The sequence below is a fragment of the Cellulomonas sp. genome (assembly GCF_035634735.1).
GTDB lineage: Bacteria > Actinomycetota > Actinomycetes > Actinomycetales > Cellulomonadaceae > Cellulomonas.
In genome coordinates this window covers 18,164-34,472 of record NZ_DASQCJ010000101.1, presented here as the reverse complement: position 1 = coordinate 34,472, position 16,309 = coordinate 18,164, and the positions used below count along the sequence as shown (strand labels likewise).

At 76.5% G+C, this 16,309-nt stretch carries 15 protein-coding genes; 11 read left to right on the top strand and 4 right to left on the bottom strand.

The genetic code is table 11. The features are described from left to right. A partial coding sequence (locus VER05_RS09035; protein ID WP_324845032.1) for a hypothetical protein occupies positions 1 to 282 on the bottom strand: 282 nt, incomplete at its 3' end. Positions 283 to 511: 229 nt separating this feature from the next. Next, entirely contained in the window at positions 512 to 2,314 is a 1,803-nt protein-coding gene (locus tag VER05_RS09030) for a DHA2 family efflux MFS transporter permease subunit (protein WP_324845031.1), read from the bottom strand. A 178-nt stretch (positions 2,315 to 2,492) separates the two neighbouring features. On the opposite strand from VER05_RS09030, the gene VER05_RS09025 reads away from it, so the two are divergent. Beyond that, the gene (locus tag VER05_RS09025) at positions 2,493 to 2,939 is read left to right on the top strand and encodes an ATP-binding protein (RefSeq protein WP_324845030.1); all 447 of its coding nucleotides are present in this window, start codon (positions 2,493 to 2,495) and stop codon (positions 2,937 to 2,939) included. A gap of 45 nt (positions 2,940 to 2,984) precedes the next feature. Here VER05_RS09025 and VER05_RS09020 read toward each other — a convergent pair whose 3' ends face one another. Next, the gene (locus VER05_RS09020; RefSeq protein ID WP_324845029.1) at positions 2,985 to 3,764 is read right to left on the bottom strand and encodes an endonuclease/exonuclease/phosphatase family protein; all 780 of its coding nucleotides are present in this window, start codon (positions 3,762 to 3,764) and stop codon (positions 2,985 to 2,987) included. 59 nt (positions 3,765 to 3,823) lie between these two features. Here VER05_RS09020 and VER05_RS09015 point away from each other — a divergent pair, with 59 nt between their 5' ends. The 4 genes from VER05_RS09015 (at position 3,824) to VER05_RS09000 (ending at position 7,485) form a co-directional block, all read left to right on the top strand. Continuing rightward, positions 3,824 to 4,453 (top strand): nucleotidyltransferase family protein, encoded by a 630-nt coding sequence (locus VER05_RS09015; protein ID WP_324845028.1) that lies wholly within the window; start codon positions 3,824 to 3,826, stop codon positions 4,451 to 4,453. Positions 4,454 to 4,568: 115 nt separating this feature from the next. Next, complete coding sequence (locus tag VER05_RS09010) at positions 4,569 to 5,180, top strand: RNA polymerase sigma factor (protein WP_414647594.1); 612 nt, start codon at positions 4,569 to 4,571, stop codon at positions 5,178 to 5,180. A gap of 97 nt (positions 5,181 to 5,277) precedes the next feature. Then, on the top strand, positions 5,278 to 6,756 hold the full coding sequence (locus VER05_RS09005) for a hypothetical protein (RefSeq protein ID WP_324845027.1): 1,479 nt from the start codon (positions 5,278 to 5,280) through the stop codon (positions 6,754 to 6,756). 189 nt (positions 6,757 to 6,945) lie between these two features. Further along, positions 6,946 to 7,485: a hypothetical protein gene (locus tag VER05_RS09000; protein ID WP_324845026.1), complete on the top strand. Its 540-nt coding sequence runs from the start codon at positions 6,946 to 6,948 to the stop codon at positions 7,483 to 7,485. A 153-nt stretch (positions 7,486 to 7,638) separates the two neighbouring features. Here VER05_RS09000 and VER05_RS08995 read toward each other — a convergent pair whose 3' ends face one another. Then, on the bottom strand, positions 7,639 to 8,514 hold the full coding sequence (locus VER05_RS08995) for a glycosyltransferase family A protein (RefSeq protein ID WP_324845025.1): 876 nt from the start codon (positions 8,512 to 8,514) through the stop codon (positions 7,639 to 7,641). A 198-nt stretch (positions 8,515 to 8,712) separates the two neighbouring features. Here VER05_RS08995 and VER05_RS08990 point away from each other — a divergent pair, with 198 nt between their 5' ends. The 6 genes from VER05_RS08990 (at position 8,713) to VER05_RS08965 (ending at position 16,286) form a co-directional block, all read left to right on the top strand. After that, positions 8,713 to 10,731: a beta-galactosidase gene (locus VER05_RS08990; RefSeq protein ID WP_324845024.1), complete on the top strand. Its 2,019-nt coding sequence runs from the start codon at positions 8,713 to 8,715 to the stop codon at positions 10,729 to 10,731. Positions 10,732 to 10,892: 161 nt separating this feature from the next. Continuing rightward, positions 10,893 to 12,137: a maltose ABC transporter substrate-binding protein gene (locus tag VER05_RS08985; RefSeq protein ID WP_324845023.1), complete on the top strand. Its 1,245-nt coding sequence runs from the start codon at positions 10,893 to 10,895 to the stop codon at positions 12,135 to 12,137. A 110-nt stretch (positions 12,138 to 12,247) separates the two neighbouring features. Continuing rightward, positions 12,248 to 13,891: an ABC transporter permease subunit gene (locus VER05_RS08980; RefSeq protein ID WP_324845022.1), complete on the top strand. Its 1,644-nt coding sequence runs from the start codon at positions 12,248 to 12,250 to the stop codon at positions 13,889 to 13,891. A 1-nt stretch (position 13,892) separates the two neighbouring features. Beyond that, complete coding sequence (locus VER05_RS08975) at positions 13,893 to 14,801, top strand: sugar ABC transporter permease (RefSeq protein ID WP_324845021.1); 909 nt, start codon at positions 13,893 to 13,895, stop codon at positions 14,799 to 14,801. Positions 14,802 to 14,823: 22 nt separating this feature from the next. After that, positions 14,824 to 15,834 carry a LacI family DNA-binding transcriptional regulator gene (locus VER05_RS08970; RefSeq protein WP_324845020.1) on the top strand — a complete coding sequence of 337 codons (1,011 nt, stop codon included), beginning with the start codon at positions 14,824 to 14,826 and terminating at the stop codon, positions 15,832 to 15,834. Positions 15,835 to 15,875: 41 nt separating this feature from the next. Continuing rightward, positions 15,876 to 16,286: a hypothetical protein gene (locus VER05_RS08965; RefSeq protein WP_324845019.1), complete on the top strand. Its 411-nt coding sequence runs from the start codon at positions 15,876 to 15,878 to the stop codon at positions 16,284 to 16,286. Positions 16,287 to 16,309: the final 23 nt, after the last annotated feature.

The following is a 16,309-nucleotide window of genomic DNA, read 5'->3' as shown; positions in this document are numbered from 1 at the left end:
GTGCGACTCCATCCGGTCGATCGCCGCGACCACCTCCACCAGCACCGTCGGGGACACCACCCGCTGGTCCAGCCCCCGCAACCACGCGTCCAGCACCGGGCCGGGCGGGCAGGACGCGATCGCCTCGACCTGCCGCTGCTCACTGGTCCGAGGCGCCCGCCCGGCCGCCACCACCGGGTCCGGGCCGAAGTCCGTCAGGCACGTCCCGTCCGGCGCGTAGACCGGCAGCACCGGGGCGGCGACCACGTCACCGTCCGGGTGTTCCTGCAGGTCAGATGCCATGAAACGACCCTACCGACGCCCACCCACACGACCCGGGCGACGAGCCCCGGCCTGGGGACGGAGCACGACAACCCGCCTGTGGAGGACTCGGCACCGGGACGACGAACGGCACCCGAGCACGCCGCCCCCGGTTACGGCGGCCCCCGGTTACGGCGGCCCCGGGTACGGCGACCCCGGGTACGGCGATCCCCGGGGCGCGGCCGCCCCGGCACCGTCAGCCTCGGCGCGGTCAGCCGCGGGTGTCTCCGCCGAGCGGTCCCGCCGGTGCGCCCGGCGGCTCCTCCGAGCCGGGCGACCCACCCGGCCCCGGCCGTCCCGGCAGCTCCGCTGATCCCGGCCTCGACCCTGCCAACCCCGCGGAGCCCGCCGGTTCCGGTGTCTCCGCGAACCCCGCGGAGCCCGCCGGACCCGGCGATGCCGCCGACCCCGAGGAGTCCGCGGAGCCCGAGGGGCCTGCCGCCGAGGGGCCCGCCGCCGCCGCGGAGCCCGCCCCCGCCGAGGAGCCCGAGGAGCCCGCAGAGCCCGCCCCCGCCGAGGAGCCCGCCCCCGCCGAGGAGCCCGCCGATCCACCCGAGTCAGCCGTCCCCGGCACCTCGACGCCCGCCGGCGGCGCCACCTCCGCCGCCGAGCCCGGGATCGCGATCGCCGACACCACCGCCCCGGCCGCCATCAGCCCCGCGCAGGTGAGCATCGCGACGGGGTGCGCGTCGGCCAGCACCTCCGGGTCGGACAGCCCCGCCCCGACACCGGCCACCAGCGGCAGCACCGCGACCGCGAGCAGGCCGGCGACCCGGGCGACGGCGTTGTTGGTCGCGGACGCCACCCCGGCCAGGTGGTCGGGCGCCGCGGCGAGCGCGGTGGCGGTCAGCGGCGCGACCGTGAGCACCAGCCCGGCGCCCACCAGCAGGACGCCGGGCAGCACGTCGAGCAGGTAGTGCGCGTCCGGCCCGATGCCGCCGAGCAGCACCGCACCCGCCCCGGCGAGCAGCGGGCCCACCGTCATGGGGATGCGCGGGCCGATCCGGGCGCCCAGCGCACCGCCCTGCGCCGACAGCAGCAGCATGAGCAGCGTGACGGGGAGCGAGGCGATCCCCGCGGCGAGCGGCGACCAGCCCGTGACGACCTGGAGCGTCACCGGGAGGAAGAAGAAGATGCCGGTGAGCGCCGCGTAGACCAGCAGCGTCGCGAGGTTCACCGCGGCGAACGGCCGCCACCGGAACAGCCGCAGCGGCAGCGCCGGGTGGTCGGAGCGCGCCTCGGCGACCAGGAACCCGGCGAGGGCGAGCAGACCGAGCCCGCCCACCGCCACCACCGGCGTCGTCGGCGTGCCCGCCTCGGACCAGGCAGTCAGGGACCAGGTCAGCGCGCCGAGCCCGATCCCCGCGAGCACGGTGCCGAGCACGTCGAGGCGGCCCGAGGCCTCCGGGTCGGCGGACTCCGGCACGAACCGCACGGCCACGACGACCACCAGCGCTGCGAGCGGGATGTTGATGCCGAACACCCAGCGCCAGCCGACCTGCTCGACGATCCAGCCGCCCAGGAAGGGCGCGACGGCGCCGGCCGCGCCGCTGAGCCCCGACCAGGCGCCGATGGCCTTCGCGCGGTCGCCGGCCCGGACCGTCGCCTGCAGGATCGCCAGCGACCCCGGGGTCAGCAGCGCGCCGCCGACGCCCTGCAGCGCGCGGGCCGCGACGAGCAGGCCCACCGTCGGCGCGACGGCGCACAGCACCGACGCCGCGGCGAACGCGACCGTGCCGATGAGGAACACCCGCCGCCGCCCGAACCGGTCGCCCAGCGACCCGCCGAGCAGCAGCAGCGCCGCGAGCGTGAGCGCGTAGCCGTTGACGGTCCACTGCAGGCCGGCGGTGGTGGCGCCGAGGTCGTCGGCGATGGCCGGCAGGGCGATGCCGACGACGGTGCCGTCGAGGAAGACGAGCGCGGAGCCCAGCACGGTCGCGAGCAGCGTCCCGCGGCCCGCTGCGGAGCGCAGCACCAGGCCCGCGGGCGCGCGGTCGGCGTCGTCGGCGGGCACGGGACCTCCCTGCGGCTCGGGGATCGGCGCCGCCCCCGGAAGCCCCGTCCGACGCCCGCCGTGCCCTGCGACAGTACGACCGCGGACGCCCGACCGGCACCCCCGCGAGGGGGTGGAGACCCCTACCCGGCGTGTCGTTCGGTCAGCGGAGACGCGCGGCGTCGGGCACAGTAGGCGGGTGGGTGACGTCAGGGACCTTCGTTCGGCGCCGGGTGCGAGGCGTGCTGACGCGCGCGCGGAGCACGACGAGCTGGTCCTCGACGCCCGTCGGTCGGCCCCGCGCGCGGCGCGGCACTGGATCATGCACCGGGTGGCCGCGTCGGGCGTCGCGGGGTCGGCGAACCAGGTGATCGAGCTGCTGACCGGCGAGGTCGTGGCCAACGCCGTCGTGCACGGGCCCGAGCACGGGCGCGTCCGCGTGGCGGTGCGGATCGACCACCGCGGCGTGCGCGTCGCGGTGACGGACGAGAGCCCCGCGCGCCCGCAGGTGCAGCACCCCGCCCCGACCGCGGTCAGCGGGCGCGGCATGGCCCTGGTCGAGGCGCTGTCGCGCACCTGGGGCGTGGACGAGCACGGCGCCGAGGGCAAGACCGTCTGGTTCCTGGTCGACCCCGAGGCCGACTGACCCCTCCGCCGCACGGCGCCCGGCCCCCGGCTCGACCCCGCCGGGTCAGCGCGGGCGGCCCTCGCCCAGCGCCAGGTCCACCACCAGCGCGCGGTGGTCCGACATGCCCGTGTCGACCGCCACCGGCTCGCTGGACGGCACCACCGGCCCGTCGAGCAGCACGTGGTCGATCTGCCGGTCCGGCACCGCGACGGGGAACGTGTCGACCCGGCCGACCGAGCGCCAGCCCGAGACCCGCGCCGGCGTCGTCCCCTCGAGGTTGAGGTCGCCGGTGACGGCCAGCGGCCGCGGCAGCGCCCGGCACGCGCGCACGAGGTGCCGCAGCTGGACGACGTTCCAGGCGGTGATGAAGGTCAGGTGGGTCGCGACGACGGTGATCGGGCCGTCCGGGGTCTCGACGACCGCGGCGAGCGCGGCGCGCTGCTCGTCCTGCACCAGCGACGGCCGCCGGTTCCCGCGGTGCACCATCGGCACCCGGCGGCGCAGCGTCGGCAGGGTCAGCACCCGCCACGCGCTGACGGGGTGCCGGCTGAGCAGCGCGATGCCGTAGGCGGCGATCGACGGCTGGTCCTCGCCGGTGGCGGCGGTCCAGGTGCCGGGGTGCCCGTGCAGGGTGGCCACGAACCGGTGGGCCTGCGCGCCCATCGCCTCCGCGGCGACCGCCGTCAGGTCGGCCTGGTGCGACCGGGGCTGGTCCCGGTCGACCTCCTGGAGCGCCAGGACCTCGGCGTCGAGCCCCCGCACGGCCGAGGCGAACCGGTCGAGGTCCACCTTGCCGTCCGTGAGGCCGCGCCCGTGCAGGATGTTGAACGTCGCGAGTCGCACGTCCGCGATTCTTCCCGTCGTCCTGCGGACGCGCGCGTCGTCGTGCAGACTCCGGGGGCATGACCTCCGACGCCGCCACCGCGGCCGCCGTGGGTGCCGGGGTGGGCCCCGGCGCCGCGGACCCGCCCGACCCGCGCACCGCGCTGCAGGACGCCCTGCGGATGGCGGCCGTCGCGCTCGAGGAGGCGGGCATCCCGTTCGCCCTGGTCGGCGGGTACGCCGCGTGGGCACGCGGCGCCCCGGAGCCGGACCACGACGCGGACTTCGCGATCTCCGAGGACGACGTGCCGCAGGCCAAGGCCGCGCTCGCGGCGGCGGGCCTCGACGTGCAGGACCCGGCGGAGAACTGGCTGTTCAAGGCGTTCCACCACGGCGCGCTGGTCGACATCCTGTTCCGGATGGTCGGGGAGCCGATCACGCACGAGATGCTCGCCCGCTCGGACGTGATGGAGGTGCTGGCGGTCCGGATGCCGGTGCTCGACGCCACCGACATCATCTCGGCGAAGATGCGCGTGCTCGGAGAGCACTACTGCGACTTCACGCGGATGATCGCGATGGTCCGGGCGCTGCGGGAGCAGATCGACTGGGAGCGGGTCCGGGCGGAGACGGGGGAGACGCCCTACGGCCGGGCGTTCCTGCTGCTGGTGCACGAGCTGGGCATCTCGCCGGTGGGGCCCGCGCCGCGCTGAGCCGGGGCGCCGCGAACTCGTCCGCGCGGACGGTGCAAGGACCGGTCCCGACGCGACACAGTGGGGGCACAGGCGCGCCCCTGCGCGCGCCCCGCCACCGACGCGAGGGGAACGCGTGCACAGCGCTCAGCAGCCGGCCGCCGGGACGGACGCCGGCGAGGGCCCGGACGCCGTCGCCGGGACGGACGACCTCGCCGGGCCCGACGGGCCCGCAGCCGCCGCCGCGGCCCCGGCCGCCGGCGCCCCCGCCGCGCCCCGCGACGAGCCCTGGTTCGAGGACCTGTTCGCCCGGCACGCGACCGCCGTGCACCGGTACCTGCTGCGTCGCGGCGCGGCCGACGACGCGGAGGACCTGGCGGCCGACGTGCTGACCGTGGCCTGGCGCCGGCGCGCCGAGGTGCCCGACGGGCACGAGCTGCCCTGGCTCTACCGCACCGCGGGCTTCGTGCTCGCCAACCACCGCCGCAAGGCGCGCCCGGTCCCGGTGGAGACGCTGCCCGACGAGCCCGACCCCGACGACCCCGCGGTGCTCGCCGTGCGCGACGAGCGGGTGCGCGAGGCACTGGCTCGGCTGAGCGCCCGCGACCGGCAGGTGCTGCTGCTCACCGCGTGGGAGGGGCTGTCGGGCGACGACCTCGCCCTCGTGCTCGGGGTGTCCCGCGGCGGGGCGGACGCCGCGCTGTCCCGCGCCCGCTCCCGGCTCCGCGAGGTGTGGTCGGCGGACTGACCGCCGCCGGTGCAAGGCCGGGCGGGCCCGGGACACAGAGGGGGTGGACGCGCCCCGCGCCGGAGCGGCGGGGGCGCACGGACCCGAGGAGACCACCGTGGACGAGCACCGCGACCAGCACCCCGACCCGGCCGACGCCGCGGGCCGCCGGGACGACGAGGCCCTGGCGCGGCTGCGCGCCGCCGACCCCGCCGCCGACGCCCGGCTCGACGCCGGCGCGCTGCGCGCCGAGGTGGCCCGCCGCACCGCCGCCGACGCCGGCGCCCCCGACGCCGGTGCCCCGGACGCCGCACCGGGCGACGACGGCGCGGGCGTGGTCGTGCCGCTGGCCCCGCGGCGCCGCTCGCGCTGGCTGCAGGTCGCCGCGGTGGCCGCGGCCGCCGCCGTGGTCGCCGGCGCGGGCGGCTACGCCGTCGGCGCGACGGGCGGCGGCGGGGACGCGGTCACCGCCGCCCCGCCGATCACGCTGCAGGGCGCCGCCCCCGAGGCCGCGACGGCGATGTCGGGCGCGGCGTCCACGGCCGACATGCGGATCGCCCCCTGGTTCGGCGGGCGCGCGGTGTTCACCGCGTCGGGCCTCGCCGACGACGCGGGATCGGGGCACGCGTGGGCGTTCGACGCCGCGTCGGTGTTCTCGGCGGAGACGGCGGCGCGCGTGGCCGGCGTCCTGGGCGTCGCCGGCGACCCGGTCCAGCAGTACGGCGCGTGGACCGTCGGGCCGCAGGACGGCTCGGGGCCCACGGTGTCGCTGCAGCCCGACGGCACAGCCGGCCTGAGCTACTACGACCCGACGCGCGACCCGTGGGCCTGCACCGCGTCGGCGCCGGACCAGCCGGACGGCGCCGCGACGTCGGACGGCTCCGCGGGGGCGGCGGTCGAGGGCCTGGCCCCGGGCGAGCCGACCCCGGAGCCCGCGACCCTCGACCCGTCCCTGGTCGATCCCGCGCTGCCGACGGTCGTCGGCCCCTCGTGCGAGTCGACCGCCGGCCCCGCCCCGGCGGGCGACGCCGCGACCTCCGAGGTGCGCGACCTGCTCGGGTCGCTCGGGGTCGACCCGGACGGCTTCCAGTACGAGGTCGTGGACACGGGCGACGCGCGCTCGTCGTCGGTCACGGCGTACCAGGTGGTCGACGGGCAGCAGACCGGCCTGACCTGGTCGGTGACGCTGGTCGCCGACGGCGTGCAGTCGCTGTACGGCTCGCTCGCCCCGCTCGTCGACCTGGGGGAGTACCCGGTCGTGGGCGCGGCGACCGCCGTCGAGCGGCTGAACGACCCGCGGTTCGGCTCGGGCTACGGCGGCGTCATGCCGCTGGCGCGGGCCGAGGCGACGGACGACGCGGGCGACGCGTCCGCCGCGTCGGCCGACCCGACGGTGCCGCCGACCGCCACGCCCGGCGCGGCCATCCCGTGGCCCGTGCAGCAGGTGACGATCACCGGCGCGCGGCTCGGCCTGACCCAGGTGACCGGCGCGGACGGCGCCGCGCTGCTCGTGCCGGCCTACGAGCTCTCCGACGCGGACGGCTCGGTGTGGAGCGTCGTCGCGGTCGACGAGGGCTCGCTCGATCTCGCCGGGTGACCGGCGACGCGCCCGGCCGCGGAGGGCGGCCGGGCGCGCAGGGGGCGCTGCAGCCCTGACGCGGGCGGGGAGCCGGGAGGGACGGCTCCCCGCCCGCGGTGCGTCCAGCCCGCGCCCGGGCCCGCGGGCGGGCGCGCGTCCGGCAGCCCAGCGGTTGCCGACCGGCGCGGGGCACGGGACCGTCGGTGGATGGGACGACGACACGACCGCACCGTGCACCGCACCCACCACCGCGCCGGCCCGGGCCCCGTGCCCGGCGACCCGACGGTGGCGCTCCCGCAGCCCCGGCACCGCGGGACCGCCGCCGGGCTGCTGCTGCGCAGCGCCGTCCTCGGCGTCGCCGCGGGCAGACGGGCGTCGCTGGCGCTCGCGGCCCCGACCCTGGCCGACCCCGGGAGCGGCGGGTTCAAGCGGCTCGGCGCGCGGCTGGGCGTCGTGGCGGAGCTGACCGGCGACAAGCTGCCCAGCACCCCCAGCCGGCTGAACCCGCCCGGCCCGCAGAGCCGGGCGGTCGCGGCGGCTCTGGGCGGCGTGGCCCTGGCCCGGCAGCGCGGGCGCTCGGTCGTGCTCCCGGCGGCCACGGCGGCGCTGTTCTCGGCCGCGGGCACCTGGGGCGGCGCCGCGTGGCGCGCCTGGGCCGCCGAGCGCGGGCCGGACTACCGCGGCGCGTTCGCCGAGGACGCGGTGGCGCTGACCCTCGCCACGCTGGCCTCGTACACCCGCGGCTAGCGCCGGGGCCGCCGGCCCCCGCCCGGGCTCAGCCGCCCGCCCGCGACTGTGCAAGAAACCCGTCGAGCGAGTACCCGCCGGGTACTCACTCGACCGGTTCTCTGCCCACTCGGTGCCGCCCCGGCTGCGAGCGGCCGCCCCGCCCCGCCGGGCTCAGGCCCTCGCGCCCCCGCGCGCGGCCCCGGCCCCCGCCGCCGCGCGGGCCGTCGCCACCCGCACGTGCGCCGCCATCCCGCCGTCGCCGAACGTCGGCTCCGCGAGCGGCAGCGCCGGGTCGGCCGACACCAGCGCCTCCCAGTCGCCGAGCCGCCGCACCGCGGTCGCCTCCTGCGCCACGAGCACGTCCGCCAGGTGCGCCTGGTAGGCGGCGCGGTGCTTGTCGACGATCCCGCGGAGCAGCGCGAGCCGCTGGATCATGCTCCGCACGTTCGCCGAGGCGGGCGCGGTCCGGTACCCGAGCAGCGGCTCCGGCGCGATCGCGACCCGCCCGCCGCCCGCGAGCATCCCGAGGTAGAGGTCCCAGTCCTCGAACCCGGAGCGCATCGCCGCGTCGTACCCGCCGGCCCGCTCCCACGCCGCGCGCCGCAGCACGGCCGACCCGGGGCAGGCGTTGCGGTGCAGGAAGTCGACCAGCGCCCCGCCGCCCGGTCGCACCACCCCGGACGCGACGCCGAACAGCTCCAGCCAGGACGACGCCGCGACGACGTCCGGGTCCGCCAGCAGCGGCGCGACCCGCGCCAGGAACTCGGGCGCCAGGCGGTCGTCGCCGTCGAGCACGAGCACCAGCGGGGCCCCGGTCGCGGCGATCCCCGCGTTGCGCGCGGCGCTCACCCCGGCGTTCTCCTGGCGCAGCACCCGCACCCCGTCGGCACGCAGCCGGTCGAGCACCGCCAGCGACGCGGCGTCGGCCGACCCGTCGTCGACGACCACCAGCTCCACGGGCGGCGCGGTCTGGGAGCGGACCGAGGCGACGGCCTCGGCGACCTGCTCGTGCTGGTCGTGGGCGGTGACGACGACGGCGACCTCCATGCCGGGCACGCTAGCGCGGCGCTCGCGGCGCTCGGGGCCCGCGGCCCGTGGCGGCGACGCCGGGACCGGGATCGGCCACGCCGGTGCCTGGTCCGTGCACGGTCACAGTTCCGTGACGGAGCGCGCCCGCCCCTGGGCCACGCCAGCCCCCTGTGCCTACTGTGACCGTGCACAGCGACGTGAAGGAGCAGGAGCGGGATGACGGAGTTCGGCTGGCCGACGCGGGGGATCTCCTACGGCGGCGACTACAACCCGGAGCAGTGGCCGCGCCACGTCTGGGACGAGGACGTCGCGCTGATGCGCGAGGCCGGGGTCACCCTCGTGAGCGTCGGCATCTTCTCCTGGGCGCTGCTCGAGCCGCGCGAGGGGGAGTACGACTTCGGCTGGCTCGACGACGTGATCGACCTGCTGCACGCGAACGGCATCGCGGTCGACCTGGGCACCCCCACCGCCGCGCCGCCGGCCTGGTTCTACGCGACCTACCCGGAGGCGCGCGTCGTCACCCGCGACGGCACCGCGCTCGGCCCGGGCTCGCGCGGCATGGTCTCGCCGTCGTCGCCGCAGTACCGCGCCGCCGCGGCCCGGATCGCGGGCGAGCTCGCCCGCCGGTACGCGGACCACCCGGCCGTCGTGATGTGGCACGTGCACAACGAGTACGGCGCCCCGGTGGGCGAGGACTTCTCCCCGGCGTCGGTCGCGGCGTTCCGCGACTGGCTGCGCGCCCGGTACGGCACCCTCGACGGGCTGAACGCCGCGTGGGGCACCGCGTTCTGGGGCCAGGTCTACGGGGAGTGGGAGCACGTCGGCGCGCCGGCCGCGACGGCCTCGACGCCCAACCCGGCGCAGCGGCTCGACTTCGCCCGGTTCACCGACGAGCAGCTGCGCGCGTGCTTCCGCGCCGAGCGGGACGCGATCCGGGAGCACGCCGCCCAGCCGGTGACCACGAACTTCATGGCGCACCAGTCGTACAACACCGACCTGTGGCGCTGGGCCCGCGAGGTCGACGTGGTGTCCGACGACCACTACCTGTGGTCCCCGGACGAGGACGCGCACGTCGGCCTCGCGCTGTCGGCGGACCTGACCCGGTCGGTCGCGCGCGGCAAGCCGTGGATCCTCATGGAGCACTCGACGTCGGCGGTGAACTGGCAGGGCCACAACATCGCCAAGCGGCCGGGGGAGATGCACCGCAACGCGTTCACGCACCTGGGCCGCGGCGCCGACGGCATCCTGTTCTTCCAGTGGCGGGCCTCCCGCTCGGGCGCGGAGAAGTTCCACTCGGCGATGCTGCCGCACGCCGGCACCGGGTCCCGGGTGTTCCGCGAGGTCGTCGACCTGGGCGCGAAGCTCGGCCGGCTGGACGAGGTGCGGGGCTCGCGGGTCGAGGCGGACGTCGCCGTGCTCTACGACTGGGAGTCGCTCTGGGCGCAGGACCTCGAGTGGCGGCCGTCGGACGAGCTCGGCTTCCGCGAGCGCGTCCGCGCCTACTACGAGCGGCTGTGGCGGGACGGCGTGACCGTCGACTTCGCCCACCCCGAGGACGACCTGTCCGGCTACCGCCTGGTGGTCGCCCCGTCGTCGTACCTGGTCACCCAGGCGGCCGGCAAGAACCTCGCGGACTACGTCGCCCAGGGCGGCACGCTGCTGGTGTCCTGCTTCGCCGGCGTCGTCGACGAGCACGACGCGGTGCACGAGGGCGGCTTCGGCGCCCCGCTGCGCACCGCGCTCGGCCTGACCGTCGAGGAGTTCCTCCCGGTCCGGCCGCAGCACGAGGTCACGGTCGACCTGGACGGCGCGACGATCCCGACCGCGGCGTGGAGCGAGCACCTCGCGCTGGACGGCGCCGAGGTCCGCGGGACGTACCGCGGCGGCCCGGCGGACGGCCTGCCCGCGATCACCCGGCACGCGCACGGCGCCGGCGCCGGCTGGTACGTCAGCACGCGGCTGGGCGTCGAGGCGCTCGCCCCGGTGCTCGCGGCGGTGTACGCGGACGCCGGGATCGCGCCCACGGGGCTGCCCGAGGGTGTCGAGGTCACGGTCCGGCGCGGCGACGCGCACGACTACGTGGTCGCGGTGAACCACCGCGACGAGCCGGTCACCCTCGCGGTGCCCGGGACCGAGCTGCTCTCCGGCACCGACGCCGGGGAGTCGTACGAGGTCGGCGCGGGCGAGGTGGCGGTGCTGCGCACCACCGCGCGCCCGCAGGGGGGTGGTCGCTGACCGCACGACCGCGGCTGCCCGCCCGCCGCGCCGGACCCCTCCGGCGGCCGGGGCGGACGGCAGCCAGTACCGCGGGGGCGCACCGAGCGCCCCCGCACCCACCACGGGTCGCAACGACGCGATCGACGCGCGAGCGGCGGCCCTCCCGGAAAGGACGACACATGCGCAGGCACTTCGCAGCCGGCGTCGCCGCAGCGGCGACCGTGGCCCTCCTCGCCGCGTGCAGCGGCGACCCCGCCCCCGCCACGACGGCCGACGGCGGCGCCCCCGCCGCCGGCTCGGGCGGCGAGCTCGTGATCTGGTCGGACGCCGAGCGCGCCGAGGCGATCAAGAACGCCGCCGCCGACTTCGAGGCGGACAGCGGCGCGACCGTCACGGTCGTGCAGAAGAACTTCGAGGACCTCCGGGCCGACTTCCTCGCCCAGGTCCCGACGGGCGAGGGCCCGGACATCACCGTCGGCGCGCACGACTGGCTGGGCGAGTTCGTCGAGTCCGGCGTCGTCGACACCATCAGCCTCGGCTCGCGCGCCGACGACTTCGAGCAGGTCACGCTCGACGCCTTCACCTACGACGGCCAGCTGTACGCGCTGCCGTACGCGCAGGAGTCGGTCGCGCTGATCCAGAACACCGCGCTGGTGGGCGACACCGCCCCGCAGACGTTCGACGAGATGATCCAGATGGCGACCGACGCCGGGTTCGGGGACCGGCCGTTCATCCTCTACACGAACGGCGCCGAGGGCGACATGTACACCTCGTACGCCTTCCAGACGTCGTTCGGCGCCCCGGTGTTCGTCCAGGACGAGGACGGCTCCTACACCTCCGAGGTCGGCATGGGCGGCGACGCCGGCCTGGCCTACGCCCGGTGGATCCACGCGAACGGCTCCGCCGGCACCGGCTACTTCACCGACACCGTCGACTACGACATCGGCAACGAGCTGTTCGCGACCGGCCAGTCGCCGTTCATCATCCAGGGCCCGTGGACCATCCCGACGTACCAGGACGCGGGCGTCGAGGTCGCGGTGAACCCGATCCCGTCGGCCGGCGGCGGCACCGCGGCGCCGTTCGTGGGCGTGCAGGGCTTCTACCTGTCGGCGCAGTCGTCCAACGCGCTGCTGGCGAACGACTTCCTCGCGAACTACGTCGCCACCGACGAGGCGCAGCAGGCGCTGTACGACGCCGACCCGCGCATCCCCGCGCTCACCGCGGTCGCGGAGCAGGTCAGCGACGACCCGGTCATCGCCGGCTTCCTCGCGTCGGCGCAGAACGGCGTCCCGATGCCGAACATCCCCGAGATGGGCGCCGTCTGGGACTTCTGGAACGCCGCGCAGATCGCGCTGATCACCGGCCAGGACCCCGACAGCACCTGGACCTCCATGGTCACCAGCGTCGAGTCCGCGATCGGCTGACCCCCGGGTGCGGGCGGGGCGTGCGCGCCCCGCCCGCACCACCGGCACCACCCCGGGCCGCGCGCCCGCCCCGGGACCCGCGCCCGCCACCACCCGCACGAGGAGCAACGATGTCCGTCGGCACGAGCACCGCCGAGCACCCGCCCGGGACCCCGCCCGACCGGTCCGGCGAGCCGGGCGACCCGGCGCCCCGCGAGTCGCACGCCCGCGCCTGGCGCGGCCTCGGCTGGGGCTTCGCCGTGAAGCTCCTGCTGATGATGGTGGTCAACGCGGGCGGCGTGCTGGCGATCCTGTCGGCGTACCGGGCGGGCGCGTGGGTGGTGCTCGCCGCGCTGGTCGTGCTGCTCGCCGCGGCCGACTGGATCTACTTCGCCCGCCGCGCCCTGCCGCTGAAGTACCTGTTCCCCGGCCTGGTGTTCCTGGCCGTGTTCCAGATGTTCACGCTGCTCTACACGGGCTACGTCGCCTTCACGAACTACGGCACCGGCCACCTGGGCAGCATGCAGCAGGCCGTCGACGCCGCGCTCATCCAGGACGAGCGCCAGGTCGAGGGCTCGCCCGAGTACCCGCTCGCGGTGGTGCGGGACGGCGACGCGCTCGGGTTCGCGGTGAACGACGACGGCACCGTCCGCGTCGGCACGGCCTCCGAGCCGCTCGACGCGGTCGGCGGGGCGCAGGTCGACGACCGCGGCACGCCGGTCGCGGTGCCCGGCTGGGAGGTCGTGCCGCGGGCCCAGCTGTACGCCGACGCGGACCTGCAGGCCGAGGTCGTCGCGCTCCGCGTCCCGGTGTCCGACGACGCCGAGGACGGCTCGCTGCGCACCCGCGAGGGCACCACCGCCGCGGTCTACACCTCGAGCCTGGTCTGGGACGCCGACGCGCAGACGATCACCGACACCGAGACCGGCGCCGTCTACCGCCCGAGCGACCGGGGCCAGTTCGTCACGGAGGACGGCGAGCGGCTGGCGGCCGGCTGGTACGTCAACGTCGGGTTCGACAACTTCGTCCGGGCGTTCACCGACGCGAGCTACGCGGGGCCGCTGCTCAAGGTGGCCGTCTGGACGTTCGCGTTCGCGATCCTCACCGTGCTCACCAGCTTCGGGCTCGGCCTGCTGTTCGCGCTCATCTACAACGACCCGCGCATCCGCGGCCGCAAGGTGCTGCGGACGCTGTTCATCCTCCCGTACGCGTTCCCCGCGTTCATGTCCGCCCTGCTGTGGCGCGGCATGCTCAACTCCGAGTTCGGCGTCATCAACGACTGGTTCTTCTTCGGCGCGGACATCGGCTGGCTGTCCGACCCGTGGCTGGCGAAGGCCGCGATCCTCTGGGTCAACCTCTGGCTCAGCTACCCGTACTGGTTCCTGGTCACCACGGGCGCGCTGCAGGCGCTGCCGGGCGACGTCATGGAGGCCGCGCGGGTCGACGGCGCGGGGCGCTGGCGGCAGTTCCGGTCGATCACGCTGCCGATGCTGCTCGTGTCGACCGCCCCGCTCGCGATCGCGTCGTTCGCCTTCAACTTCAACAACTTCACGATCATCTACATGCTCACGGGCGGCGGCCCGGCGTTCCCCGGGGCCAGCACCCCGATGGGCTCGACGGACATCCTGATCTCCGCGATCTACCAGATCTCCGGGGTCTCGGGCGGCCGTGCCGACTACGGGCTCGCCAGCGCCCTGTCGATCGTGGTGTTCGTCGTGATCGGCGTCGTCTCCGGCCTGGCGTTCCGCCGGACCCGCAAGCTCGAGGAGATCTGAGATGGCTCTCGCGAACCCCGCGCAGCGGACCGCCGCCCCGGCCCCCGGCCGCCCGACCCGCGCCCGGCGCGCCCGGTGGTGGGCGGAGATCGGCTGGAAGTACCCGGTCGGGCTCGTCATCGTGTTCTACGCGGTGTTCCCGCTGGTGTACGCGCTGTCCGCGGCGCTCGACCCGTCCGGCTCGCTCGCCGGGTCCAGCTCGCTGTTCCGCACCATCGGCCTGGACAACTTCCTGGCCCTCGGCGACACCCTCTACTGGACGTGGGTGGGCAACACGCTGCTGATCGGCGGCGTCGCGTCGTTCGGCGCGGTGCTCATGGGCGCCGCGGCGGCCTACGCGTTCTCCCGGTTCCGGTTCCAGGGGCGGCGCGCGTCGCTCACCTCGCTGCTCATCATCCAGATGTTCCCGCAGACCGTCGCGTTCGTCGCCGTGTTCCTGCTGCTCATCTCGCTGGGCAACGTGATCCCGGCGCTGGGCGTGAACTCGCGGATCGCGCTGATCTGCGTGTACCTGGGCGGCGCGCTCGGGGCCAACACGTTCCTGATGTACGGGTTCTTCAACTCCGTGCCGCGGGAGATCGACGAGGCCGCGCGCATCGACGGGGCCACGCACTCGCAGATCTACTGGCGGCTGATCATGCCGCTCGTGACGCCGATCCTCGCCGTCGTGGCGCTGCTGGCGTTCATCTCCGCGTTCGGCGACTTCATCCTGGCGCGCATCGTGCTGACGAGCGAGGAGAACTGGACGCTCGCGGTCGGCATGTACCAGTGGGTGTCCAACCAGCTGACCTCGCGGTGGGGGCTGTTCGCGGCCGGCGCCGTCGTCGGCTCGATCCCGGTGCTCGCCCTGTTCCTGTCCCTGCAGCGGTACATCGTCGGCGGCCTGTCCGCGGGCTCCGTGAAGGGCTGACGTGGCCGTAAGGTCTGGGGTCGTGGACACGACCGCGCGCCGCCGCCCGACGATCCGCGACGTCGCCGCGGCTGCCGGCGTCTCCCGCGGGACCGTCTCCCGGGTGCTCAACGGCGGGCACTGGGTGTCGCCCGAGGCGCTCGCGGCGGTGCAGGAGGCGATCCGGTCCACCGGGTACTCCGCGAACCAGCACGCGCGGAGCCTCGTCACGGGCCGCGCGAACTCGGTGGCGTTCCTGCTGACCGAGCCGCAGCACCTGCTGTTCGAGGACCCGACGTTCTCGATCCTGCTCCGCGCGGCCGCCGAGGCGCTGGCCGCGCGGGAGATGCCGCTGCTGCTCATGGTCGCCGGCAGCCAGCAGGAGCGGCGGCGGATCACCGACTACGTCGCCGCCGGGCACGTCGACGGCGTGCTGCTCATCTCGTCGCACCGGGGCAACCCCGTCGTCGGCGAGCTGCTGCGCCAGGGCGTCCCGACGATCGCCTGCGGCGAGCCGCTGGGGTACGAGGACCGGATCGGCTGGGTGTCCGCGGACGACGCCGGCGGGGCGCGGCGGATGACCGAGCACCTGCTGTCCCGCGGCCGGACCCGGGTCGCCACGATCACCGGGCCGATGGACACCCCGGGCGGGTTCCGGCGGCTCGCGGGGTACCGCTCCGCGGTGGGCGACGCGTACGACGAGGCGCTCGTCGCGCACGGCGACTACTCGCGCGCGTCCGGCCAGGCGGCGATGCGGGAGCTGCTGGACCGGCGCCCGGACCTGGACGCCGTGTTCGTGGCCTCCGACCTCATGGCCGCGGGCGCGCTGGTGGCGCTGCGCGAGGCGGGCCGGTCCGTGCCCGGGGACGTCGCGGTCGGCGGCTTCGACGACTCGGGGCTCGCCGCCACGCTGGAGCCGGGGCTGACCACGATGCGGCAGCCGTTCGAGCGGATCGCGTCCGAGATGGTGCGGCTGCTGCTCGAGGTCGTCGAGGGGGCGGAGCCGGCCCGGATCACGCTGCCGACGTCGCTGGTGGAGCGGGCCTCGGCCTGACGCCGCGCGGCCGCCGCGGTGCGGGGTGCCACACTCGGCCCATGGACGTTGCCTCGGACGCCGAGATCGTCGCCCACCTGCGGGGGGCTCTTGACGGCCCGCTCACGGGCGCGGGCTTCGCCGCCGCCCAGGTCGGCAGCGAGCCCGGCGGGGTGTCGTCGATCCACTGCGCCGACGCCCGTCGGCTCCTGGCGCGGTACCCGTTCACGGCGGTCGCGGAGGACAGCCCGGACCCCGGGTCGTGCACCGACCTGTACGTCGTCGTGACCACCGGGGGCGACGCGCGCGTGACCGAGGCCCGGCTGAACGGCGTCGACGTCCCGGACCTGCTCGCCGCCGCGGGGCGGGACGACCTCGCCCGGGCTGCGGCGGCCGACCTCCCGACGCTCGGCGCCCGCGAGGCGCTCACCCGGCTCGGCGCGTGGCTGGGCGACGTGTTCCCGTCCCGCTGACGCGGGCGGGCGTCGCGGCGGCG